This window comes from Streptomyces sp. NPDC013187, assembly GCF_042899705.1.
In the GTDB taxonomy this organism is placed as follows: Bacteria; Actinomycetota; Actinomycetes; order Streptomycetales; family Streptomycetaceae; genus Streptomyces; species Streptomyces hawaiiensis_A.
Window position 1 is genome coordinate 167,276 of sequence record NZ_JBIBAF010000002.1, and the last position, 21,080, is coordinate 188,355.

The 21,080-nt window shown below is 70.7% G+C and carries 18 protein-coding genes; 12 read left to right on the forward strand and 6 right to left on the reverse strand.

Translation table 11 applies throughout. The annotated features are described in order from the left end of the window. The first annotated feature begins 320 nt into the window (after positions 1-320). The gene (locus tag ACFY5B_RS03910; RefSeq protein WP_389964061.1) at positions 321-1,439 is read left to right on the forward strand and encodes an acyltransferase family protein; all 1,119 of its coding nucleotides are present in this window, start codon (positions 321-323) and stop codon (positions 1,437-1,439) included. A 15-nt stretch (positions 1,440-1,454) separates the two neighbouring features. On the opposite strand, the gene ACFY5B_RS03915 is transcribed toward ACFY5B_RS03910, so the two are convergent. Together ACFY5B_RS03915 and ACFY5B_RS03920 are read right to left on the reverse strand one after the other, a co-directional pair. Continuing rightward, positions 1,455-1,892 (reverse strand): HD domain-containing protein, encoded by a 438-nt coding sequence (locus ACFY5B_RS03915; protein WP_389965131.1) that lies wholly within the window; start codon positions 1,890-1,892, stop codon positions 1,455-1,457. A gap of 30 nt (positions 1,893-1,922) precedes the next feature. Then, a complete protein-coding gene (locus tag ACFY5B_RS03920; protein ID WP_389964064.1) occupies positions 1,923-3,101 on the reverse strand; it encodes a PP2C family protein-serine/threonine phosphatase in 1,179 nt (392 codons plus the stop codon). Positions 3,102-3,263: 162 nt separating this feature from the next. Here ACFY5B_RS03920 and ACFY5B_RS03925 point away from each other — a divergent pair, with 162 nt between their 5' ends. Beyond that, complete coding sequence (locus tag ACFY5B_RS03925; protein WP_389964067.1) at positions 3,264-4,514, forward strand: GNAT family N-acetyltransferase; 1,251 nt, start codon at positions 3,264-3,266, stop codon at positions 4,512-4,514. A 16-nt stretch (positions 4,515-4,530) separates the two neighbouring features. On the opposite strand, the gene ACFY5B_RS03930 is transcribed toward ACFY5B_RS03925, so the two are convergent. Beyond that, positions 4,531-5,340 carry an Fpg/Nei family DNA glycosylase gene (locus ACFY5B_RS03930; protein WP_389964070.1) on the reverse strand — a complete coding sequence of 270 codons (810 nt, stop codon included), beginning with the start codon at positions 5,338-5,340 and terminating at the stop codon, positions 4,531-4,533. A gap of 682 nt (positions 5,341-6,022) precedes the next feature. Then, complete coding sequence (locus ACFY5B_RS03935) at positions 6,023-6,508, reverse strand: ribose-5-phosphate isomerase (RefSeq protein WP_344453552.1); 486 nt, start codon at positions 6,506-6,508, stop codon at positions 6,023-6,025. 278 nt (positions 6,509-6,786) lie between these two features. Between ACFY5B_RS03935 and ACFY5B_RS03940 the strand changes: the two genes are divergently transcribed. After that, positions 6,787-8,277: an amino acid permease gene (locus ACFY5B_RS03940; protein ID WP_389964073.1), complete on the forward strand. Its 1,491-nt coding sequence runs from the start codon at positions 6,787-6,789 to the stop codon at positions 8,275-8,277. 104 nt (positions 8,278-8,381) lie between these two features. Here ACFY5B_RS03940 and ACFY5B_RS03945 read toward each other — a convergent pair whose 3' ends face one another. Next, entirely contained in the window at positions 8,382-10,289 is a 1,908-nt protein-coding gene (locus tag ACFY5B_RS03945; protein ID WP_389964076.1) for a protein kinase, read from the reverse strand. 196 nt (positions 10,290-10,485) lie between these two features. Between ACFY5B_RS03945 and ACFY5B_RS03950 the strand changes: the two genes are divergently transcribed. Then, positions 10,486-11,211 (forward strand): hypothetical protein, encoded by a 726-nt coding sequence (locus ACFY5B_RS03950; protein ID WP_389964079.1) that lies wholly within the window; start codon positions 10,486-10,488, stop codon positions 11,209-11,211. Between the two features lie 138 nt (positions 11,212-11,349). Here the strand turns inward: ACFY5B_RS03950 and ACFY5B_RS03955 are convergent, their stop codons facing one another. Next, positions 11,350-11,931, reverse strand: coding sequence for a biotin transporter BioY (locus ACFY5B_RS03955; protein WP_389964082.1), 582 nt, complete (start codon positions 11,929-11,931; stop codon positions 11,350-11,352). A 449-nt stretch (positions 11,932-12,380) separates the two neighbouring features. Between ACFY5B_RS03955 and ACFY5B_RS03960 the strand changes: the two genes are divergently transcribed. The 8 genes from ACFY5B_RS03960 to ACFY5B_RS03995 all read left to right on the forward strand — a co-directional run bounded on the left by ACFY5B_RS03960 (position 12,381) and on the right by ACFY5B_RS03995 (position 21,020). Then, positions 12,381-13,580, forward strand: a complete 1,200-nt coding sequence (locus ACFY5B_RS03960; RefSeq protein ID WP_389964085.1) for an ROK family protein — start codon at positions 12,381-12,383, stop codon at positions 13,578-13,580. A gap of 231 nt (positions 13,581-13,811) precedes the next feature. Continuing rightward, positions 13,812-14,867, forward strand: a complete 1,056-nt coding sequence (locus tag ACFY5B_RS03965; protein WP_389964088.1) for an ABC transporter substrate-binding protein — start codon at positions 13,812-13,814, stop codon at positions 14,865-14,867. After that, positions 14,864-15,745 carry an ABC transporter permease gene (locus ACFY5B_RS03970; protein ID WP_389964091.1) on the forward strand — a complete coding sequence of 294 codons (882 nt, stop codon included), beginning with the start codon at positions 14,864-14,866 and terminating at the stop codon, positions 15,743-15,745. The genes ACFY5B_RS03965 and ACFY5B_RS03970 overlap by 4 nt, the downstream gene beginning before the upstream one ends. After that, on the forward strand, positions 15,721-16,455 hold the full coding sequence (locus tag ACFY5B_RS03975) for an ABC transporter ATP-binding protein (RefSeq protein ID WP_389964095.1): 735 nt from the start codon (positions 15,721-15,723) through the stop codon (positions 16,453-16,455). Before ACFY5B_RS03970 ends, ACFY5B_RS03975 begins: the two co-directional genes overlap by 25 nt. Beyond that, entirely contained in the window at positions 16,452-17,801 is a 1,350-nt protein-coding gene (locus ACFY5B_RS03980) for an LLM class flavin-dependent oxidoreductase (RefSeq protein WP_389964098.1), read from the forward strand. The genes ACFY5B_RS03975 and ACFY5B_RS03980 overlap by 4 nt, the downstream gene beginning before the upstream one ends. Before the next feature lie 40 nt (positions 17,802-17,841). Then, the gene (locus tag ACFY5B_RS03985; RefSeq protein WP_389964101.1) at positions 17,842-18,735 is read left to right on the forward strand and encodes a TauD/TfdA dioxygenase family protein; all 894 of its coding nucleotides are present in this window, start codon (positions 17,842-17,844) and stop codon (positions 18,733-18,735) included. Positions 18,736-18,855: 120 nt separating this feature from the next. Continuing rightward, positions 18,856-20,238, forward strand: a complete 1,383-nt coding sequence (locus ACFY5B_RS03990; protein ID WP_389964104.1) for an amino acid permease — start codon at positions 18,856-18,858, stop codon at positions 20,236-20,238. Between the two features lie 134 nt (positions 20,239-20,372). Next, complete coding sequence (locus ACFY5B_RS03995; protein ID WP_389964107.1) at positions 20,373-21,020, forward strand: superoxide dismutase; 648 nt, start codon at positions 20,373-20,375, stop codon at positions 21,018-21,020. Positions 21,021-21,080: the final 60 nt, after the last annotated feature.

Below are 21,080 nucleotides of genomic sequence, written 5' to 3' on the forward strand. Positions count from 1 at the left end.
TCACCATAAGCAGGGCCGGGAGCAGTGCACGCAATCCGCCAGTGGGTGATGTGTTGGCCATCACGCCGACAGTGACGCCAACTACCTGTAATCCGGGGTACTCGCAGCGAATAACCAGGAATGACGTCCGGCGTTTTACGAATACCCGCGCGGAACGCTAGGGTGCCTCAGATGTTCCACGCTGCCTCGTCCCCCGCACGCGCAGCGAGGTCCCGGATCGTCTCCCCGAGCTCCTGGTGGGAGGGTCTGTGACGAACTCGCTGCGACCGAACGGCGACCGCAGGGCGCCACTTCCCCCGGCACATTCGCCGGCCGGCGGAGTGCCGAGCCCGCGCTCGCCGCAGAGCACGCAGAAGAAGCAGAACGGCAAGCAACGCGACGCGTTCTTCGACAACGCCAAGTACCTTGCGATCGTGCTGGTGGCCATGGGCCACGCCTGGGAGCCGCTCAAGGGCGACAGCCGGATACTCGAAGCCGCCTACCAGGTCGTCTACGCCTTCCACATGCCGGCGTTCATCCTCATCTCCGGCTACTTCTCACGCAGTTTCGACATGCGGCCCGACCGGCTGAAGCGCCTGATCACCGGTGTGGCCGTGCCGTACATCATCTTCGAGACGGCCTATCCGCTCTTCAAGCGGGTCATCGACAACGACCCGCATCAGGAGATCAGCCTCCTCGACCCCTGGTACCTGACCTGGTTCCTGGTCGCGCTGTTCGTCTGGCGTCTGACCACCCCCATCTGGAACCTGGTGCGCTGGCCGCTGCCGCTCGCCCTGGGTCTCGCCATGCTGGCGACCGTCACCCCGGAGATCGGCGACGACCTGGACCTGCAGCGCGTCCTGCAGTTCCTGCCGTTCTTCGTGCTCGGCCTGGTCATGAAGCCCGAGCACTTCCACATGGTGCGCACCCGTGCGGTGCGGATCGCCTCGGTGCCGGTGTTCGCCGTCGCCCTGGCCTTCAGCTGGTGGGCGGTGCCGCGCATGAACACCGCGTGGTTCTACCACCGTGACGCCGCACAGGAACTGGGCGCCCCGTGGTGGACCGGACCGGTCATGGTGCTCGCGATGTTCGGCTGCTCCCTGGTGCTGACCGCCTGCTTCTTCGCCTGGGTGCCGCGCCGCCACATGTGGTTCACCGCCCTCGGCGCCGGCACGCTCTACGGCTACCTGCTGCACGGCTTCCTGGTGAAGGCCGGCGACTACCAGGGCTGGTTCGAGGCGTCTTGGCTGCACCACCCGGCCGGTGAGATCCTCGTCACCGTCCTCGCGGCCGCCGTCGTGACGGTGCTGTGCACCAAGCCGGTACAGCGCGTCTTCCGGTTCGCGATGGAGCCGAAGATGGACTGGGCCTTCAAGAAGGACGCCGCCGAACTCGCCCGCGAACGCCAGAGCGCCGAGCGGCGCGAGCGTGAGCGTGAGCGCGAGAAGGTCAACGCCTGACCTCCACAGCGGAATTCATCCGACGAGACCGAGAAGTGCGCGCATCCGCGCGTACTTCTCGGTCAGTCGTTTCCGGGTCGCCTCGTCGAGGACCGCGAGGCGGGCCGGGTCCGCGTTGTGCGCCAGGTCCGACTCCTTCACCAGCAACGCGCCGGGCGTGGCGAGGATCCGCGTGGCGTACGCCTCCGGCGACTCCCCCGCCCTCTTGGTGACGGCGAGGACGATGTCCTTCGTACGGCTGCTCAGGGCGGCCTCGCGCAGCCACTGCGCGGAGAGGGCGTCGTCCTCGACGGCGTCGTGCAGCCAGGCCGCCGCGATCTGCTCCTCGTCGCCGCCCCGCGCCCGTACGCCCTCCGCCACGGCCTGGAGGTGTTCCGCGTAGGGCCGTCCCGCTTTGTCGGTCTGGCCGGTGTGTGCGGCGCGGGCGGTGGCCTCGACCTGGGCCAGGGTCATACGGGTTGTCTCGCTCACCGCTCCAGTGTCTCAGCGGTTCGCGGCGGCCGTCGGGCCCTCGCGGCAGATCAGCAGCAGGGCCCGGTCGTCGTTGACGTCCTTGGCCACGGCCTCGATGAGGTGCCAGGCGGCGCCGTGGAAGCCGCCGGCCACATAGCGGTCGGCCTCCCCGGTGAGGCGGTCGATGCCCTCGACGATGTCGCGTTCGGCGGTCTCCACCAGGCCGTCCGTGAACAGCATCAGCACGTCCCCGGGCCGCAGGGAGCCCTTCACCGGGTCGAACTGGGCACCGTCGTACACCCCGAGGAGCGGGCCCTCGGCGGCCTTCTCCTCCCAGCGGCCGGTGCCGGCGCTGAGCTGGAGGCCCGGCGGGTGACCCGCGGAGTAGAGCTCGTAGTCGCCGGAGTCCAGGTCGAGGACCAGGTGGATGGAGGTGGCGAAGCCCTCGTCCCAGTCCTGGCGGAGCAGGTAGCCGTTCGCGGCGGGGAGGAAGGCGTGCGGTGGGAGGGAGCCGAGCAGGCCGCCGAACGCCCCGGACAGCAGCAGGGCCCGGGACCCCGCGTCCATGCCCTTGCCGGAGACGTCGGTGAGGACGACCTCCAGCGTACGGCCGCCGTTGGTGCGCGCCGCCACCACGAAGTCGCCCGAGAAGGACTGGCCACCCGCCGGGCGCAGCGCCATCTCCCGGTGCCAGCCGTCCGGCAGGTCGGGCAGCTTGCTCTGCACCCGAATGCGTTCGCGCAGGTCGAAGAGCATCGTGCCGCCGCGCCGCCAGGGAACGCCGACCCGGCTGCGGAACTGGGCCAGCAGCAGACCGAAGAAGCCGCAGGCCGCGACCACGAGCACGACGCCCGGGGTGACCCGCGAGGGGCCCTCCGTGTACGGGCCGAGCTGCACCGACTCCACGATCAGTGCCGTGGCCGCCGCCGCGTACAGGCCGAGCAGACTGGCGGGCCGCAGCAGCAGACCGCCGACGACGACGGGCAGCACCAGCGCGGCCGGTGAGAACCACACCGAGTTCGCCAGCGTGGCCGTCGCGATCAGCGGGACGGTGAGGATCAGACCGGCCAGGGCGATCCAGTCCGAGCCGTTGCCGCGGAAGTAGTCCACCGCGGCCCGGCGCACGCCGACGCGGACCCGGTGCCACTGCTTCTTCAACCGGGCCGTGAACGTCTCGGCTTCCGCGCGCCGCTCTCGTCCTGATGCCATTAGTTCGGGACCCTATCCATCGGACCAGCCCCTTGGCACGGGAGGTCCCACTTGTCCCCCGTCCGAGGGCCGACATCACAGTGAACTTCAGCGTGCTCCGCCCCGCCGCCGCCCCGCAGAAATTGCCTCGCCCGCCTCGTATCGCCCTGGTAGGCATGCCTCATGGCAACTGACGCGAACGGCCTCACGCCCGGTCTGCGAGTCCTGCGGCCAGACGATTGGGACAAGTGGTACGACACCCTGCTCCGGGGCTTCGGAGGGGTGCCGGAGTCCGCCGAGGAGCGGGAGTTGTGGCGCTCGCTGACCGAGCACGACCGTTCCCTCGGCATCTGGGACGGGGACGAGTGCGTGGGGACGGCCGGGGCGTTCAGCTTCCGGCTGACCGTGCCCGGCGGCGCGTCACTGCCGGTCGCGGGCGTCACGATGGTCAGCGTCGCCGCCACGCATCGCCGGCGCGGCCTGCTGACGTCGATGATGCGGCGGCAGCTGGACGATGTGCGTGCGTGGGGCGAGCCGCTGGCCGTGCTCACCGCGTCGGAGCCGGCGATCTACGGGCGGTTCGGATACGGCAACGCGACCCTGTCGTTGGCCGCCGAGATCGACACGACCCGGGTGGGGCTGTCGGTGCCGGACGGTACGGATGACGTACGGGTGCGGTACGCGGTGCCGGCCGATGTGCTCGATGTGTGCGAGGCGTTGTACGCCCGGCTGGTTCCGGCGCGGCCCGGGATGCTGGCCCGGCGGCCCGGCTGGGAACGGCTGGGGGTGCTCGATCCGGAGAGCGAGCGGGAGGGGGCGTCGCCCCTGCAGTGCGTGCTCGCCGAGCGGGACGGCGAGACGGTCGGGTACGCGCGGTTCCGCGTCAAGCCGGAGTGGGAGCCGGCCGGGTCCAACGGCACGGTGAGCGTGGACGACCTGGCGGCGCTGGACCCTGCGGCGGACGCGGCGCTGTGGCGTTTCCTGTTCGGGATCGACCTGACCTCGAAGGTGACCGTGCGGTCGCGTCCGGTGGACGACGCGTGGCAGTACCTGGTGTCCGACCAGCGACGGTGCCATCCGTGGTTCCGGGACTCCCTGTACGTGCGGCCGGTGGAGGTGGGCGCCGCGCTGGAGGCGCGGACGTACCAGACCCCGGTCGATGTGGTGTTCGAGGTGGAGGACGCGTTCTGCCCCTGGAACGCCGGGCGTTGGCGGCTGACCGGGGATCCGAAGGGAGCGTCCTGCGAGCGTACGACGGATGCGGCAGATGTCGCGCTGTCCGTACGGGAGTTGGGAGCGGCGTACCTCGGGGGTGTGTCGCTGGCCTCGTTGGCGGCGGCGGGGCGGGTACGGGAGATCCGGCGGGGGGCGCTGGCGGAGGCGTCGCTCGGGTTCGGGACGGCCGTGCCGCCGTGGCTGCCGCACGGGTTCTGACGGACGCGGGCCCCTGTCAGGGGCGTTGGCAGGCCGGGCACCAGAAGAGGTTGCGGGCGGCGAGGTCGGCGGTGCGGATCTCGCCGCCGCAGATGTGGCAGGGCAGGTTGGCCCTGCGGTAGACGTACACCTCGCCGCCGTGGTCGTCCACGCGCGGGGGGCGGCCCATCGCCTCCGGGGTGTGTTCCGGGCGGACGGTGTCGATGCGGTTGTTGCGGACGCCCTCGTGCATGAGGGCGACGAGGTCGGTCCATATCGCGTGCCACTCGGCGGGGGTGATGTCCTTGCCGGGGCGGTACGGGTCGATGCGGTGCCGGAAGAGGACCTCCGCGCGGTAGACGTTTCCGACACCGGCGATGACCTTCTGGTCCATGAGTAGGGCGGCGATCGTCGTACGGCTGCGGGTGATGCGGCGGTAGGCGGTGTCCGGGTCGGCGTCGTCGCGGAGGGGGTCGGGGCCCAGACGGTCGTGTATCGCCTGCTTCTCCGGGGGCGTGATGAGGGCGCAGGTGGTGGGGCCGCGGAGGTCCACGTAGGTGGTGTCGTTCGCTAGACGGAGGCGGACGGTGTCGGTGGGGGGCGGCTCGGGGGCCGGGCCGAAGGTGACCTTGCCGAACAGGCCGAGGTGGATGTGGATCCAGTCGGTGTCGCGGAAGCCGAGGAAGAGGTGCTTGCCGTGGGCTTCGGTGTGGGTGAGTTCGGTGCCGGTGAGGAGGGTGGCGGCGGGGGTGAACTTGCCCTGGGGGCTGGTCGTGCGGGGTTTTGTGCCGAGGAAAGCGGCGGCGTAGTCCTGGGCGAGGCGGTGGATGGTGTGGCCTTCCGGCACGGGTGCTCCCTGTGATCGTTGCCTTGCCGATCGGGCCGGGGGGGGCGTCACGAGGCTGAGGCCACGGGGCTTCGCCCCGGACCCCGGAGCTCGCCCACCCGCCCACCCGACACGGTCAGTGGAGAGGCTTCGGCCGAAAGGCCTCGGGGCTCCGCCCCGGGCCCCGGCGGGGACTGCGTCCCCTGCACCCCTCCGGGGCTTCGCCCCTGCCCCCTTCGGGCATCCGTCCCGGCTCCCTCCGGAGCTTCGCCCTCGCGCTCTCCGAGGATCCGTCGCCCGCGCCCGCCGAGGATCCGTCCCCGTGATCTTCGGGGATCCGTGGATCCGTCGCCACACCCTCCGAAGATACGTCCCCGCACCCTCCGAAGATCCGTCCCGGCTCGCTTCGGGGCTTCGCCCTCGCGCTCTCCGGGGAGCCGTGCCCGCACCCTCCGGCGGGCCGTCCCCGCACCCTCCGGCGGTCCGTCCCCGCACCCTCCGGCGGTCCGTCCCCGCACCCTCCGGCGGGCCGTCCCCGCACCCTCCGGCAGTCCGTCCCCGCACCCTCTGGGGATCTCCGTCCCGGGTCGCTTCGGGGCTTTGTCCTTGTGGCCTGCGGGGCTTTGCCGTGCCCTCTTTCGGCTTGCCCGGCCCCTCCGGTCGGCCCTGAGGCTCCGCTGTCGGAGCCTCTCGGGGCCGGGGGTTACTGCTGTGGGTGGTGCGGGGGGATGGGGGGCAGGTCGCCGGTCGTTTCGTAGGACGACAGCATGTCGATGCGGCGGATGTGGCGTTCGTCACCGGAGAACGGGGTGCCGAGGAAGGTCTCCACGAACTTCGTCGCCTCGTCCTGCGAGTGCATGCGCGCGCCCACCGCGACGACGTTCGCGTTGTTGTGCTGGCGGCCCAGGGACGCCGTCTCCTCGCTCCAGGCGAGGGCCGCGCGGACGCCCTTGACCTTGTTCGCGGCGATCTGCTCGCCGTTGCCCGAGCCGCCGATGACGACGCCGAGGGCGTCGGGGTCCGCGGCCGTGCGCTCCGCTGCGCGGAGGCAGAAGGGCGGGTAGTCGTCCTGGGCGTCGTAGATGTGCGGGCCGCAGTCGACGGGGTCGTGACCCGCCGCCTTCAGCCACTCGACGAGGTGGTTCTTGAGTTCGTAGCCCGCATGGTCCGAGCCGAGGTACACGCGCATGGGACGAGTGTGACACGGGTGTTTCGGGGAAGGCGCGCGGGGTGGCGCTCACAAAAACCTGAGGCGAATGTGAGCCCCATTACGGAACCTCAGGAAAACCTCAAGTAACAATCTGGATTCAAAGGTTCTCCTAGACGTTCACCTCCGATTCACTGGACCGGCTCGTACACCGCTCGTGCGAGCCCCCCGTGCACCGCCATGCCGCGAAACACCCCGTTCGTGCGGCTCGTGCGTTTCGTACGGAAGTACAGCTCCCCGGCGCAAAGGAAATCCGTTCCATGACCTCGCAGCCGACTCTGAACAAGACCGGAAACGACCCCGGAGGGCCCGGAGAACCCGGAGCCGAGGGCTCCGGGCTGCAGGCCGGGCTCAAGAACCGGCATCTTTCGATGATCGCCATCGGCGGTGTCATCGGCGCCGGCCTCTTCGTGGGGTCCAGCTCCGGTATCGCCACCGCCGGGCCCGGCATCCTGCTGTCGTACGCACTCGTCGGCACGCTCGTGGTGCTGGTGATGCGGATGCTCGGTGAGATGTCGGCCGCCAACCCCACCTCGGGTTCCTTCTCCGCGCACGCCGACCGGGCCCTGGGGTCCTGGGCCGGTTTCTCCATCGGCTGGCTGTACTGGTTCTTCTGGGTCGTCGTGCTGGCGGTCGAGGCGACCGCCGGTGCGGTGATCCTGGAGGGCTGGATACCGGCCGTGCCCCAGTGGGGCTGGGCCCTGATCGTGATGCTGGTGCTGACCGCCACCAACCTGGTCTCCGTCGGCTCCTACGGCGAGTTCGAGTTCTGGTTCGCGGGCATCAAGGTCGTCGCGATCGCCGCGTTCATCGTCATCGGCGGACTGGCCGTGTTCGGGCTGCTGCCCGGCGTGGACAGCGAGCAGGCCGGGGTGAGCAACCTGACCGCGCACGGCGGCTTCCTGCCCAACGGGGCCGGCGCCATCCTCACCGGTGTGCTGCTCGTCGTCTTCTCCTTCATGGGCAGCGAGATCGCCACCCTGGCCGCCGGTGAGTCCGAGAACCCGCAGCAGGCCGTCACCAAGGCCACCAACAGCATCATCTGGCGTGTCGCCGTCTTCTACCTCGGCTCGATCGCCGTGGTCGTGTGCCTGCTGCCGTGGGACAGCAAGTCCATCACCAAGGACGGCTCCTACGTCGCCGCGCTGGACTCCCTCGGCATCGCGCACGCCGGTCAGATCATGAACTTCATCGTGCTGACCTCGGTGCTGTCCTGCCTGAACTCCGGCCTCTACACCGCCTCCCGCATGGCCTTCTCCCTCGGCCGGCGCGGCGACGCACCGAAGTCCTTCGCCCGCACGACCTCCAACGGCGTGCCGCGCACGGCGATCCTCGCATCGGTCGCCTTCGGCTTCGTGGCCGTGTTCTTCAACTACAAGTTCCCGGACTCCGTCTTCCTCTTCCTCGTGAACTCCAGCGGCGCGGTCGCGCTGTTCGTGTGGCTGGTGATCTGCTTCTCCCAGCTGCGCATGCGGAAGATCATCAAGGCCGAGGCGCCCGAGAAGCTCGTCGTGAAGATGTGGCTGTATCCGTACCTGACCTGGGCGACCGCCGCGCTGATCGTGTTCATCCTCGGCTACATGCTCACCGACACCGAGCACGACGGACGCCAGACCATCCTGCTGTCGCTGCTCGTCGCGGCCGTGGTGCTCGTCATCGCCTTCGTGAAGAAGGGGCTGCGCGGGGGCCGTCCGGCCGCCGAGGTTCCGCAGGCCGAGGGTGAGGAGCGGAGCGAGGTGTCGGCCGGCTGATCCTCCGGCCGCTCGCCGTTCGTCGTGGACGGGGGCCTGTGGTGCGTGCCGCCGCGCGTGCCGCAGGCCCCTTCCGTTTGCCCCCGCGTGCCTGCGGCTGCCGCCTACAGCACCGTGAAACCGTCCCTGACCTGCTCGTAGGTGGCGAGTGCCGCCTGCTCGATCCCTGCCTCGTACCACGTGTTGACCTGGTACGACTTGCCGGTCACGTTGAAGCCGAGCAGATGGGCGTGCCAGTGGACGCCCTTCAGCGTGAACGTGTACTCCCAGACCACCGCCGGGTGGCCGCGGAACGTGGTCTCCTCCAGGCGGATCTTGCGGTAGTCCTGGCCCTGGTGGGCGTTGCGTTCCGAGGTCTGCCAGGTCTCCAGCAGGTCGCCGCGGGCCAGGGAGGACTTGCCGACCAGCTCCTGGGACCCGTCGGGGGAGGTGTAGTGCACTTCCGCACCCGTCTTCACGTCCCGCCGCCAGCCGTCGGGTGTCGCCCAGGCGAACCCACCGGCCTCCCGGTGCGTACCGGGCGGGAGGGTCCGCGGCCTGGTCGTGCCCTCGACGGTGGGTGAGGGAGTGGTGTCGCCGGGAGTGACCCCGGAGGTGGCTCCAGTGGTGTCCCCGGTGGTGGCCGGCGCGGACGCCGAGGAACCCGCGCGGGGAGTCTCGTCACCGTCGCCGGGTGAGCCGGACGACGTCGCCAGCAGGATCCCCGCGACGGTGCCCGCGGTGGCGAGGGTGGCCGCCGCGGCCGTGAGCGCCGTACGGCGACGGCGACGGGGGTGCGGGTGTGCGCGGGGAGTGACCGGGACGGCCGGCCCGGGGAGTTCGCCCGGCGGCATCGGCAGAGGGGTGGGTTGGGGGCGGCGCTCGGTCTCCGCCTGTGCGCGGATGAGGGAGACGGGGGTCTGAGAACTCGCGGACGTCTTCACGGGTGCGGGGTGTGGGTGCTGGTGCGGCTCCCGGGCGGAGGCCGGGCTGCGGGGGTCCGGGGGCGCGAGAAGGTAGGCGGGGGTGGGTGATTCGGGCGCCGGTGCGGGCAGGGGTGTCCGCGACTGCGGCTCCGGGGCCGCTGGTCGTCCGCCGAGGGAGGCCGGCAGGTCAGGGGCGGGCGCCGGAGGGGGCGCGGGCTCAAGAGGGGGCGCGGGCTCCGGACGGGGCGCGGGCCCCTCATCCGCCAGGTACGCCACCGGCTCCAATGCCGTCTGCAGAGCCTCCAGGTCCGGGCGGGCCGACGGCTCCTTGGCCAGCAGGGACGTCAGGATGTCCCGCAACGGACCCGACGCGGCGGGGAGTTCCGGCTCCTCGTACAGGACCGCGTGCAGGGTCGCCAGTGTGGTGTCGCGGGAGAACGGGGAGCGGCCGCCCAGAGCCGCGCAGAGAGTCGCGCCTAGGGACCAGATGTCGGACGGTGGGCCCTGGGGGCGGCCGGAGATGCGCTCGGGGGCCATGTAGTCGGGCGAGCCGACCAGCATGCCGACCATCGTGAGGGCCTTGGCGTCCTGGATCGCCGCGATGCCGAAGTCCGTGAGGACGACGCGCCGTCCGGGGCCGGAACCGGTGCCGTCGCCGCGTCCGGATCCGGCCACGCCGTCCGCGTGCTCCACGAGTACGTTTCCGGGCTTGATGTCGCGGTGCAGTACGCCGCGTTCGTGCACCTGCCGCAGCGCCGCGACCAGACCGAGTCCGATGCGGGCCGTCTCGCCGGGGCTCAGCGGGCCCGTCTCCGCGAGGATCCGTTCGAGGGAGCGGCCCGCCACCAACTCCATGACGATCCAAAGGCGTTCGCCCTCGTCGACCACGTCGTAGACCCGTACGACGTTGGGGTGGTCGATCCGTGCCGTGGCCCTGGCCTCGCGCAGGGTCCGTTCACGGCGGGTCCCGCTGTCCTCCGCGTCGAGACCGTCTATCCGCATTTCCTTGACCGCGACCGGCCGGTCGAGTATTTCGTCGGCGGCTCGCCACACCCGCCCCATTCCCCCCTGGCCGATACTCTCGACCAACCGATAGCGCCCCGTCACCAATACCCCTGGAACACCGCCGCTGTTCGCATTCCCCGGCAATTCGCTGCACCCCCTCCACGACGCCGTGACCGGCTCCAGTGAAACACAACGGTCACACTTCGTGCCGTACCAGGATAGTGCGGGGAAATCTTGTGGTACCTCTTTCAGTGCTGCGAATTCAGGCGCAGTCCAGGGGGACGCAAGGGGGACGAACATGAGTTCTCGTCGTACGACAGCGGTCGCCGGATCGCTGGTCATGGCATCTTTCTCGGCGGTGATGATCCTTTCCGGTACGGCCGGCGCGGAGGACGAAGGGCCCGCAAGCGGCAAGGGGGGAAAGGCGGTTGACGCGGCGCCGGCCGGGGTGAAGCTCACCACGACGCTGCCCGGGAAGATCTCGGTCGACAACGGTTCCGAAAAGACGGCGATCACCGCCACGGTGAAGAACGAGGGGAGCAAGGACAGCGGGAAAATCAGGCTCTTGGTCGTCGGTTTCGACGGGCTTGTCGTCAAGGGCGTCGAGGGGTGTTCGGCGATACCCGACAAGGGACTTCCGGAAGGTTCGAACAGCGGATTCGCATGCCCGATCGACAATCTCGCGGCCGGTAAGTCGAAGTCGTACGCCGTCGACGCGACGTACGACCTCGGCAAGACCGGGAAGATCTGTCTGCCGGTGCAGACGAGTGACGGGACGAAGACCTTCTGGCAGCAGGGACCGGTGCCGTTCGGCACGAGCAACCCGTCGCCGGACGCCCCCGCCACGCCCCTGCTGCTCGGCACCGACAACGAACCGGCGGGCCCGGGCGGCAAGGAACTGCCGAAGACCGGTCCGGCCCGTGATCTGCTGCCGCTCGGCGCGGCCGGCGCGTCGCTGGTCGCGGCGGGCGTGGCCGGAATGTGGTGGTCGCAACGGCGGCGGCCGGCGGCCCAGGAGGGCTGAATCGGCCGCCTGTCGCGTCAGCTCGTACGCCGAGAGGCCCGCCGGGGGCATCGTGCCCCCGACGGGCCTCTCGGCAACACCTACGCTGTCGGCGCTCGGCAACACCAACGCTGTCGGCGCTCGGCAACGCCTGCGGTGTCAGCGCTTGTTCGCGAACTTCCAGGCCGTCGGCAAGGCGCCCATGGCCAGCGCCGCCTTCAGGGCGTCGCCGATGAGGAACGGCGTGAGGCCGGCCGCGATCGCGGCGGTGGCGGACATGCCGGTGGCGAGGGCCAGGTAGGGCACACCGACGGCGTAGATGATCGCCTCGCCCACCAGCATCGTGCCGGCCATGCGCAGCACCGAGCGGTCGGCGCCGCGGCGGGCCAGGGCGCCGACGACGGTGGAGGCGAGGATCATGCCGAGGATGTAGCCGAAGGAGGGGGCGACGCCCGAGGTGCCCTGCGCGAACCACGGCACGCCGGCGATGCCCGCCACGGCGTACAGCGCGAGCGCCAGGAAGCCGCGGCCGGCTCCGAGGGACGTGCCGACGAGCAGCGCGGCGAAGGTCTGGCCGGTCACCGGTACCGGGGAGCCCGGCACGGGCACGGAGATCTGGGCGGCGAGGCCGGTGAGCGCGGCGCCGCCGAGCACGAGGGCCGCGTCCCGGACTCGGGAGGAGGGAAGCAGGTCGGCGAGGACCTGTCCGGTGCGGGACGGTGTGGCGGCGGCGGTGCTCATGGGGACTCCGCGAGGTGAGGGCCGGTCGGGACACCGTGACGCTATCCCAGCGCCCTCGCCCCGATCACCGTCAGCCGTCCACAAAGGCGTGGACCGGCCGTTGGTCGGCTTCGAACAAAGGGTGCGGGTTACAGCGAGTCAGGCGTGATGCCGGTCACGGTGATGGGGTGCCGTGCGCCACGGGAGCCGGAGATCGGGCGTCTGTAGGTTTCCCCCAAAGGCACCGACTGCGCTGTCTCGCCCGTCGGTCGCCGTCTGGGCAGCCCGGGGCCGTTTTGCTAGCGTCGCGGACATGGTTGCCCAGGCCCGGTACTTCTCGTCGCGTCGCTACGTCGACCTGCGACGCCAGGGCGCGGCCACCTGTCGCCGCCCTCGGTGAGGCGAGGCGGAGGGATCCGGCTCGCCGATCGAAACGGCGCAGTGTCGGACCGGCCTCCAGGAAGATTCCCATGCCCCGTACCGCGGCTCCCCTTCTGACGTCCCCCATCCCCCGTGTCGCCGACAGCGACCGGCGCCGCACCAGCGCGAGCGTCGTCCTGCGGTCCGTGCTGGAGCACGGGCCGGTCGCGCGCAGCACCATCGCCCGGCTGACCGGCCTGTCGCCGGCGTCGGTGACCGACTACTGCGCCCGCTTCAGCGAGTTGGGGCTCATCCGCGAATCCGCCGTGCTGCGGCGGTCCAAGGGCGTGGGACGGCCGCATCTGCCGGTCGACCTGGACGACACCCGGTTCGTGGTGGGCGGGGTGCATGTTGCGGTGCCGTACACCACGGTCGCGCTGCTGGACCTGCGCGGGCGGGTGGTGGCCCGCAGCGAGGTGAAGCACTTGGGCACCGATCCCGCGCGGGTGCTGGGCCGGGCCGCCGACGCGCTGGCGGCGCTGCTCGCCGGCGCTCCCCGCAGCAGGGCGCTGGGCGTCGGGTTCGCGGCGGGCGGCTGGGTGGACCGGGACTCGGGCACCGTCGTGGAGCATCAACTGCTCGGCTGGCGCGAGGTGCAGGTGCGGAACGTACTCGGGGCGCGTACCGGACTGCCGGTGCATGTCGACGGGCACGCACGGGCGTTGGTGAACGCGGAGCGGTTGTTCGGGCGGGCGCGGGGCAGCCGCAGTGTGCTGCATCTGTTCGCGGGCAATGTGGTCGACTCGGCGTTCGCCACCCATGACGAGGTGCACCACGGGCCGCGCTCGCAGGCGGGGGCGATCGCCCATCTGCCGGTGCCGGGCGGCACGGAGCCCTGCGCGTGCGGCCGGGTGGGCTGCCTCCAGGTCGAGTTGAGCGAGCGGACGCTGTGCCGGCTGGCCCGGGAGGCGGGGGTCGTCGACGGGGTGAACCCGATGCACGTGGTCACGGCCGCGGCGGCCGGTGACCCGGTGGCGGGGCGGCTGCTGCGGGAGCGGTCGCGGCGGGTGGGTCGCGCGGTCGGGCTCCTGCAGGACGTGCTCAACCCCGAGCGGGTGGTCGTGACGGAGATCGGGGCCATGCACCGGGCGGACTGTCTGGCAGCGCTGCGGGAAGAGGTCGGAGCGGATCGCGCCGCGACCGTCTCACCGATCAGTTTCACGGATTCCGTACTGGCCGTGGCCGGCGGGGCGGTGGCGCTCGACGTTCTCTACCGCGATCCGCTGGCCGCGTCACCTGAGGCTATTTAATTCAGAAACTCGGAATGTTGACAGGACGGGCCGATGACCAGGAACATCCTGTTCATGACCCCGCTCACGAGCTGTCGCACTCTCTGTTGCTGACCCGTTGACGCGCCCAGGCGCCCGTTCACGGAGCGCCTTCTTCTTCCCCGTGTGAAATTCACGTGAATTCCCCTGCCTGGTTATTCCTGTCCGGAATTCCGCGTGCCGTGCCGCCTTCCATACCCAGGGAGTCCTCCCATGTCCTCTCCTCCCCTGCCCGGTCTCGACCGGCGTCTGTTCCTGACCTCACTGCTCGGCGTGACGGCCGCGGCGGCCGGACTGAGCGGCTGCGCGGACAGCAGTGCCGCCGCCGAAGAGGCCTCCGACGCTCCCCTGGCCTCCAAGGTGCCCGCCGGTACGAGCCTGAAGATCGCCTCGTACCAGAACGCGCAGCAACTCCAGTTCAAGCTGGCCGGATTCCGGGATCTGCCGTTCAAGGTCGCCGACTGGCTGAACATCGGCGCGGGTCCCGATGTCATCAACGCCTTCCGCGCGAAGTCCCTGGAGGTCGCCAACAACGCGGGTATTCCGCCGATCCAGGCGCACTATCAGGGCTTCGACGCGAAGATCGTCGCGATCAACATCACCCGGAAGCCCAACTACCTGTTCGCCACCAAGCCGGGCAGCGACATCCGTACGGTCGCCGGTTTCAAGGGCAAGCGGCTCGCCTTCTCGCAGGGCCAGGCGCAGGGCGTGGTCCTGCTGCGGGCGCTGAAGCAGGCCGGGCTGGCGTACGACGACGTGGAGCTGGTGCCGCTGACCAGCAACCAGTTCCTCACGGCTCTGCAGTCCGGGCAGGTGGACATCGCCCCGCTCGCCAACACCCAGGCACCGGCGTATCTGGCGCAGTACAAGTCGGCCCGCACCATCACCACGGACGTGGTGGACCTGCTCAACCTGTTGTGGGCGCCGGTCTCGGTGCTGAACGACGAGGCGAAGGCCGCCGCGATCGCCGCGTACATCCCGTACTGGGCGAAGGGCCAGGTGTGGGCCTACGAGCACCCCGACGAGTGGAACGAGCAGTTCTACGTCGGGACGCAGAACCTGACGCTCCCCCAGGCGAAGGCCATCACCGCGTTGGCCAACAAGCCACTGTTCCCGCCCCGCTGGGACGAGGCCATCAGGTGGGAGCAGGAGACCGCCGATCTGCTCGCGGAGGGCGGCTTCGTGAAGAAGTTCGACGTCTCCGAGCTCTTCGACCACCGCTTCGAGTCCCTCGCGGCCAAGGCCGTGCCCGCGGAGTACCGGAGGTGACCGCCGTGACCACGACGACGCACACGACGCACACGACGCACACGACCGCGCAGGCTCGCGTGGCGCTCGCCCCGGTGGAGGGGACGCACCAGGTGCGCAGGCGCCGGCGGCTCGCTCCCGGCAAGCGGCTGCCCGCCACCCGGCTCATCGGGCCCGCGGCCGTCCTCGTGCTGTGGAGCGTCTCCTCCGCCGCCGGGGTGCTCGACACGGGCGCGATCCCGGCGCCCTGGACGGTGCTGGAGACCGGCAGCCGGCTGTGGACCGCGGGCACGCTGCCGGACGACATCCTGACCTCCCTGCAGCGCGCGGCCACCGGTTTCTCGATCGGTCTGGCCGTGGGGATCCTGCTGGCGCTGGCGTCCGGGCTGACCCGGACCGGTGAGGCCCTGATCGACGGGACGGTCAACCTCAACCGGGCGATCCCCACCCTCGGTCTGATCCCGCTGTTCATCCTGTGGCTGGGCATCGGGGAGACCTTCAAGATCGCCATCATCGCGATCGTCGTCTACATCCCGATCTACCTCAACACGCACGCCGCGCTGTCCGGCATCGACAGCCGCTTCGTCGAACTCGCCGAAGTCCAAGGCCTGTCGAAGTACCAGTTCATCCGGCAGGTCGTCGTCCCCGGCGCCCTGCCCGGCTTCTTCGTCGGACTGCGGCTCGGCGTCACCGGCTCCTGGCTGGGCCTGGTGGTGCTGGAGCAGATCAACGCCACCAGCGGCCTCGGCTACATGATGTTCCAGGCGCAGAACTACGGCCAGACGGACGTCATCCTCGTCGGCCTGGTCGTCTACGGCGTCTTCGGCCTCCTCTCCGACAGCGCGGTCCGTATCGTCGAACGGAGGGTGCTGTCATGGCGCCGCACACTGAGCAGCTGACCCGGCCCGCCGTCCAACTGCGCGGCCTGACCAGGTCGTTCGACGGGCGCACGGTCCTCGACGGCATCGACCTCGATCTGCCCGCCGGGCAGCTGACGGCCCTGCTCGGGCACAGCGGCTCCGGCAAGAGCACGCTGCTGCGGGCGATCGCCGGACTCGACCACGGCGTCACGGGCTCCGGTCAGCTCACCGCCCCCGAGCGGGTGTCGGTGGTCTTCCAGGACTCCCGGCTGCTGCCCTGGCGGCGCGTGCTCGACAACGTGCTGCTCGGCGCGGAGGGCAAGGACGCCGGGCGCAAGGGCCGTGAGGCGCTGGAAGAGGTGGGGCTGAAGGGCCGCGAGCGGGCCTGGCCGGGCCAGCTGTCCGGCGGGGAGGCCCAGCGGGCCGCCCTGGCCCGGTCCCTGGTGCGCGAGCCGGAACTGCTGCTGGCCGACGAGCCGTTCGGGGCGCTGGACGCGCTCACCCGGATCCGGATGCACGGCCTGCTGAGGGAGCTGTGGGAGCGCCACCGGCCCTCGGTGCTGCTGGTCACCCACGACGTGGACGAGGCGATCGTGCTCGCCGACCGGGTGCTCGTCCTGGAGAACGGCCGGATCGGCCTCGACCTCACCGTCGACCGCGCGCACCCGCGGTCGTACCGCGACCCCCTGCTCGGCGAGTACCGGGAGCGGCTGCTGGCCGCGCTCGGTGTCACGGAGGACCATCGATGACCGGCAGACAGCTGCACCTCAACGCGTTCCTGATGAACACCGGCCACCACGAGGCGTCGTGGCGGCTGCCGGAGAGCGACCCGTACGCGCATGTGGACCTGGCCCACTACGTACGGCTCGCGCGGATCGCCGAGCGCGGCACCTTCGACTCGCTGTTCCTCGCCGACGGTCCGCAGCTGTGGAACAGCCTCGCACAGCGGCCCGCCGGGGCGCTGGAGCCGATCACGCTGCTGACGGCGCTGGCGACGGCGACCGAGCACATCGGCCTGATCGCCACGGCCTCCACCTCGTACAACTCGCCGTACAACCTGGCCCGGAAGTTCGCCACGCTGGACCACCTCAGCGGCGGGCGGGCGGGCTGGAACATCGTCACGACCGCCGGTGCCGAGGCCGCCCGTAATTTCGGTCTGGACGCCGAGCCGGCGCACGCGGAGCGGTACGCCCGGGCCGCCGAGTTCCTCGACGTGGCGCTGAAGCTGTGGGACAGCTGGGAGGACGACGTGATCGTCGCCGACAAGGCGGCGGGCGTGTGGGGCGACGACGCGAAGATCCACCCGCCCCGGCACCAGGGCCGGTACTTCAGCGTCGAGGGAGCGCTCAACGTGCCGCGCACGCCTCAGGGTTACCCCCTGCTCGTGCAGGCCGGCTCCTCCGAGGACGGCAAGCGGTTCGCCGCGCGGTACGCGGAGGCGGTGTTCACCGCGCAGCAGACCGTCGAGGACGCCCGGGCCTTCTACGCCGACCTCAAGTCCCGGGCCGTCGCGGCCGGCCGGGACGCCGACCACATCAAGGTGCTGCCGGGCATCGTCCCGGTGATCGGCTCCACGGAGGCCGAGGCGCTGGCGAACGAGCGGCTCCTGGAGGACCACATCGTGCACGCGCACGGCGTGGACCGCCTGGAGCGGCTGCTGCAACTCGCCCCCGGCACCCTGGAACTGGACGGCCCGCTCCCCGCCGACCTGCCGCCGGAGAGCGCCATCGAGGGCGCCAAGAGCCGCTACACGCTCGTCGTGGAGCTGGCCCGGCGTGACCGGCTCACCGTGCGGCAGCTGATCGGGCGGCTGGGCGGCGGGCGCGGGCACCTCACCTTCGCCGGGACGCCCGAGCAGGTCGCCGACACCATCGAGCTGTGGTTCGAGTCGGGCGCCGCGGACGGCTTCAACATCATGCCCGCGGTGCTGCCGTCCGGCCTGGAGGTCTTCGTCGACCACGTCGTCCCGCTCCTGCGAGCCCGCGGTCTGCTCCGCACCGAGTACGGCGGCGCCCGCCGCACCCTGCGAGAGCGCTACGGCCTCCCGCGCCCCGCCAACCAGCACGTCGCCGCCCCCGCCCCCGCCCTCGTCTGATCCCCCTCGGCTGATCCCTCTCGTCCGGAAGGAACCCGTCATGGCCATCGAGATCCACAAGGTCACCGCGAACATCGGCGCCCGCGTCGAGGGCGTGGACATCACCAAACCCCTCGGCCAGGAGACCTACACCGCCCTGCGCGAGGCGCTCAACGCCCACAAGACCCTGGTCTTCGACGCTGAGGGCCTCGACGACGCCGGCCAGCAGGCCTTCGCCCGCCACTTCGGCGACATCACCACCGCCCACCCGACGGTGTCGGCCGTGAACGGCGCCCCGAATGTCCTGCCCGTCGACAGCGAGCGGGGCCGGGCCGCCAACAATTGGCACACCGACGTCACCTTCGTCCTCAACCCGCCGCAGGCCAGCACCCTGCGCAGCATCACGGTCCCGCCGTACGGCGGCGAGACGCTGATCGCCAGCTCGGCCGCCGCCTACCGCAGCCTGCCCGAGTCGCTGCGGAACCTCGCCGACAGCCTGTGGGCCGAGCACACCAACGACTACGACTACGCCGTCCCGGACGAGGAGATCGACGAGGAGCAGGCCGCCCGGCGCGCCCAGTTCACCTCCATCAAGTACCGCACGGTCCACCCGGTGGTCCGCGTGCATCCGCTGACGGGCGAGCGCGGCCTGTTCATCGGCGGCTTCGCGCAGCGGATCGTGGGTCTGTCGCCGGGCGAGTCCCGCAAGATCCTCGATCTGCTCCAGGCGTACGTCACCCGGCCGGAGAACATCCTGCGCCACCGCTGGTCGCCGAACCAGCTCGTCCTGTTCGACAACCGCATCACCCAGCACTACGCCATCGACAACTACGACGGCCTGCCGCGCCGCCTGCACCGGGTCACGGTCGCGGGGGACATCCCCGTCGGGATCGAGGGTAAGGAGAGCTACGTCATCGAGGGCGACGCCTCGCACTACACGCCGGTCGCCGCCTAGCCACACAGAGCGACGCTTCCGTCCACATGGTGGGATGCCTCTTCGTCCGGCGGAGAGGCATCCGAGACTGGCGGCGTTTTTGCCCTCGTACGCCTCTCACGCATAGGACGAGCCGCGCCCATGCCCAGCAGCACCACCACGGGGACGCCGCCCAGCGCGGACGACGTCTCCCTCTCCCATGGCCTGAAGCAGCGCCACCTGTCGATGATCGCCCTCGGCGGGGTGATCGGGGCCGGTCTGTTCGTCGGCTCCGGCGCCGGTATCGCCGCGGCCGGTCCGTCGATCGTGGTCGCCTACGCCCTCTCCGGCGCCCTCGTGATGCTGGTGATGCGGATGCTCGGCGAGATGTCGGCCGCGTATCCGTCGTCGGGGTCGTTCTCGGCGCACGCCGAGCGGGCGATCGGCCCCTGGGCGGGATTCACCGCCGGCTGGTCGTTCTGGGTGCTGCTGTGCACGGCCGTCGGCCTGGAGGGCATCGGCGCCGCGAAGATCGTCAGCGGCTGGCTGCCGGGTACGCCGGAGTGGGCGTGGGTGGCGCTGTTCATGGTGGTCTTCTGCGGCACGAACCTGGCCGCCGTGAAGAACTTCGGCGAGTTCGAGTTCTGGTTCGCGGCGCTGAAGGTCGGCGCGATCACCCTGTTCCTGGTGCTCGGCGTCCTGGCGATCGCGGGTGTCCTGCCCGGCACGGACTCGCCCGGCGTGAGCCACCTGACCGACTTCCTGCCGAACGGCGGTGAGGGCCTGGTCATCGGCCTGCTCGCCTCGGTCTTCGCCTACGGCGGCCTGGAGACGGTCACCATCGCGGCGGCCGAGTCGGAGAACCCCGTCAAGGGCGTCGCGAGCGCGGTCCGCACCGCGATGTGGCGCATCGCGCTGTTCTACATCGGCTCGATGGCCGTCATCGTCACGCTCGTCCCCTGGGACTCCAAGGAGGTCGTCGAGAAGGGCCCGTACGTCGCCGCCCTCGACGAGCTCGGCATCCCCGGCGCCGGCCAGCTGATGAACGTGGTCGTCCTGGTGGCCCTGCTGTCCGCCATGAACGCCAACGTCTACGGCGCCTCCCGCATCGCCTACTCGCTGGTGGAGCGCGGGCAGGGCCCGAAGGGGCTGGGCCGGGTCTCGGGCGGGGTGCCGCGGATCGCCGTGCTGGCGTCCTCCGTCTTCGGGTTCCTGTGCGTGCTGCTGAGCTACTGGCGGCCCGACGACGTCTTCGCCTGGCTGCTGAACATGATCGGCGCGGTCATCCTGGCCGTCTGGATCTTCATCGCCGTCTCCCAGCTGCGCCTACGCCGCCGCCTGGAGCGTGAGGCGCCCGAGAAGCTGGCCGTGCGCATGTGGGCGTTCCCCTGGCTGACCTGGGTCGCCCTGGCCGGCATGGCCGCGGTCTTCGTCCTGATGGCCCGGGAGCCGGACACGCGGGTGCAGCTGTACTCGACGGGCGGGATGATCCTGGTCCTGGCGGCCATCGGGTACGGGTGGCAGAAGGCCCGCGCCAAGCAGTAGGAGAACCACCGCCGAAGGCCCCCGCGACACACGCGGGGGCCTTTCGCATGCCCGGACCACCCACCGGCACCCTCCTGCTGCTAGCGTGCAGTTGCAAGCTAGTTGCAATAAGAGGTCCGGAGGGGATCCCGCCCATGCCCGTCTACACGCTGCCTGAACTGCCCTACGACTACTCCGCGCTCGCCCCCGTGATCAGCCCCGAGATCATCGAGCTGCACCACGACAAGCACCACGCCGCCTATGTGAAGGGCGCCAACGACACGCTGGAGCAGCTGGCCGAGGCGCGGGACAAGGAGACGTGGGGGGCGGTCAACGGGCTGGAGAAGAACCTGGCCTTCCACCTGTCCGGGCACATCCTGCACAGCATCTATTGGCAGAACATGACCGGCCCGAAGGACGGTGGCGGTGAGCCGCTGGCCGCCGACGGTGTGGGGGAGCTCGCCGACGCCATCGTCGAGTCGTTCGGGTCGTTCGCCGGCTTCAAGGCCCAGCTGACCAAGGCCTCCGCGACCACGCAGGGTTCGGGCTGGGGCGTGCTCGCCCACGAGCCGCTGAGCGGGCGGCTGATCGTGGAGCAGGTCTACGACCACCAGGGCAACGTCGGCCAGGGCGCCACCCCGATCCTGGTCTTCGACGCCTGGGAACACGCCTTCTACCTGCAGTACAAGAACCAGAAGGTCGACTTCATCGAGGCGATGTGGCAGGTCGTCAACTGGCAGGACGTGGCCCGGCGTTACGAGGCCGCCAAGTCCCGGGCGGATGTGCTGCTGCTGGCCCCCTGAGGCCGTGAAGCGTCCTGCCTCGTGATCGTCTTCTCACCCTTCACGCACGGCAGGCGGAAG

Bases quoted from the DNA above. Each gene is read 5' to 3' on its own strand.
- ACFY5B_RS03940 (WP_389964073.1), top strand. From the start codon at position 6,787: ATGACCTCGCAGCCGACTCTGAACAAGACCGGAAACGACCCCGGAGGG.
- ACFY5B_RS03995 (WP_389964107.1), top strand. From the start codon at position 20,373: ATGCCCGTCTACACGCTGCCTGAACTGCCCTACGACTACTCCGCGCTC.
- ACFY5B_RS03975 (WP_389964095.1), top strand. From the start codon at position 15,721: ATGGCGCCGCACACTGAGCAGCTGACCCGGCCCGCCGTCCAACTGCGC.
- ACFY5B_RS03960 (WP_389964085.1), top strand. From the start codon at position 12,381: ATGCCCCGTACCGCGGCTCCCCTTCTGACGTCCCCCATCCCCCGTGTC.
- ACFY5B_RS03955 (WP_389964082.1), bottom strand. From the start codon at position 11,931: ATGAGCACCGCCGCCGCCACACCGTCCCGCACCGGACAGGTCCTCGCC.
- ACFY5B_RS03980 (WP_389964098.1), top strand. From the start codon at position 16,452: ATGACCGGCAGACAGCTGCACCTCAACGCGTTCCTGATGAACACCGGC.
- ACFY5B_RS03990 (WP_389964104.1), top strand. From the start codon at position 18,856: ATGCCCAGCAGCACCACCACGGGGACGCCGCCCAGCGCGGACGACGTC.
- ACFY5B_RS03950 (WP_389964079.1), top strand. From the start codon at position 10,486: ATGAGTTCTCGTCGTACGACAGCGGTCGCCGGATCGCTGGTCATGGCA.
- ACFY5B_RS03935 (WP_344453552.1), bottom strand. From the start codon at position 6,508: ATGCGCGTGTACCTCGGCTCGGACCATGCGGGCTACGAACTCAAGAAC.
- ACFY5B_RS03925 (WP_389964067.1), top strand. From the start codon at position 3,264: ATGGCAACTGACGCGAACGGCCTCACGCCCGGTCTGCGAGTCCTGCGG.
- ACFY5B_RS03915 (WP_389965131.1), bottom strand. From the start codon at position 1,892: ATGACCCTGGCCCAGGTCGAGGCCACCGCCCGCGCCGCACACACCGGC.
- ACFY5B_RS03965 (WP_389964088.1), top strand. From the start codon at position 13,812: ATGTCCTCTCCTCCCCTGCCCGGTCTCGACCGGCGTCTGTTCCTGACC.
- ACFY5B_RS03920 (WP_389964064.1), bottom strand. From the start codon at position 3,101: ATGGCATCAGGACGAGAGCGGCGCGCGGAAGCCGAGACGTTCACGGCC.
- ACFY5B_RS03985 (WP_389964101.1), top strand. From the start codon at position 17,842: ATGGCCATCGAGATCCACAAGGTCACCGCGAACATCGGCGCCCGCGTC.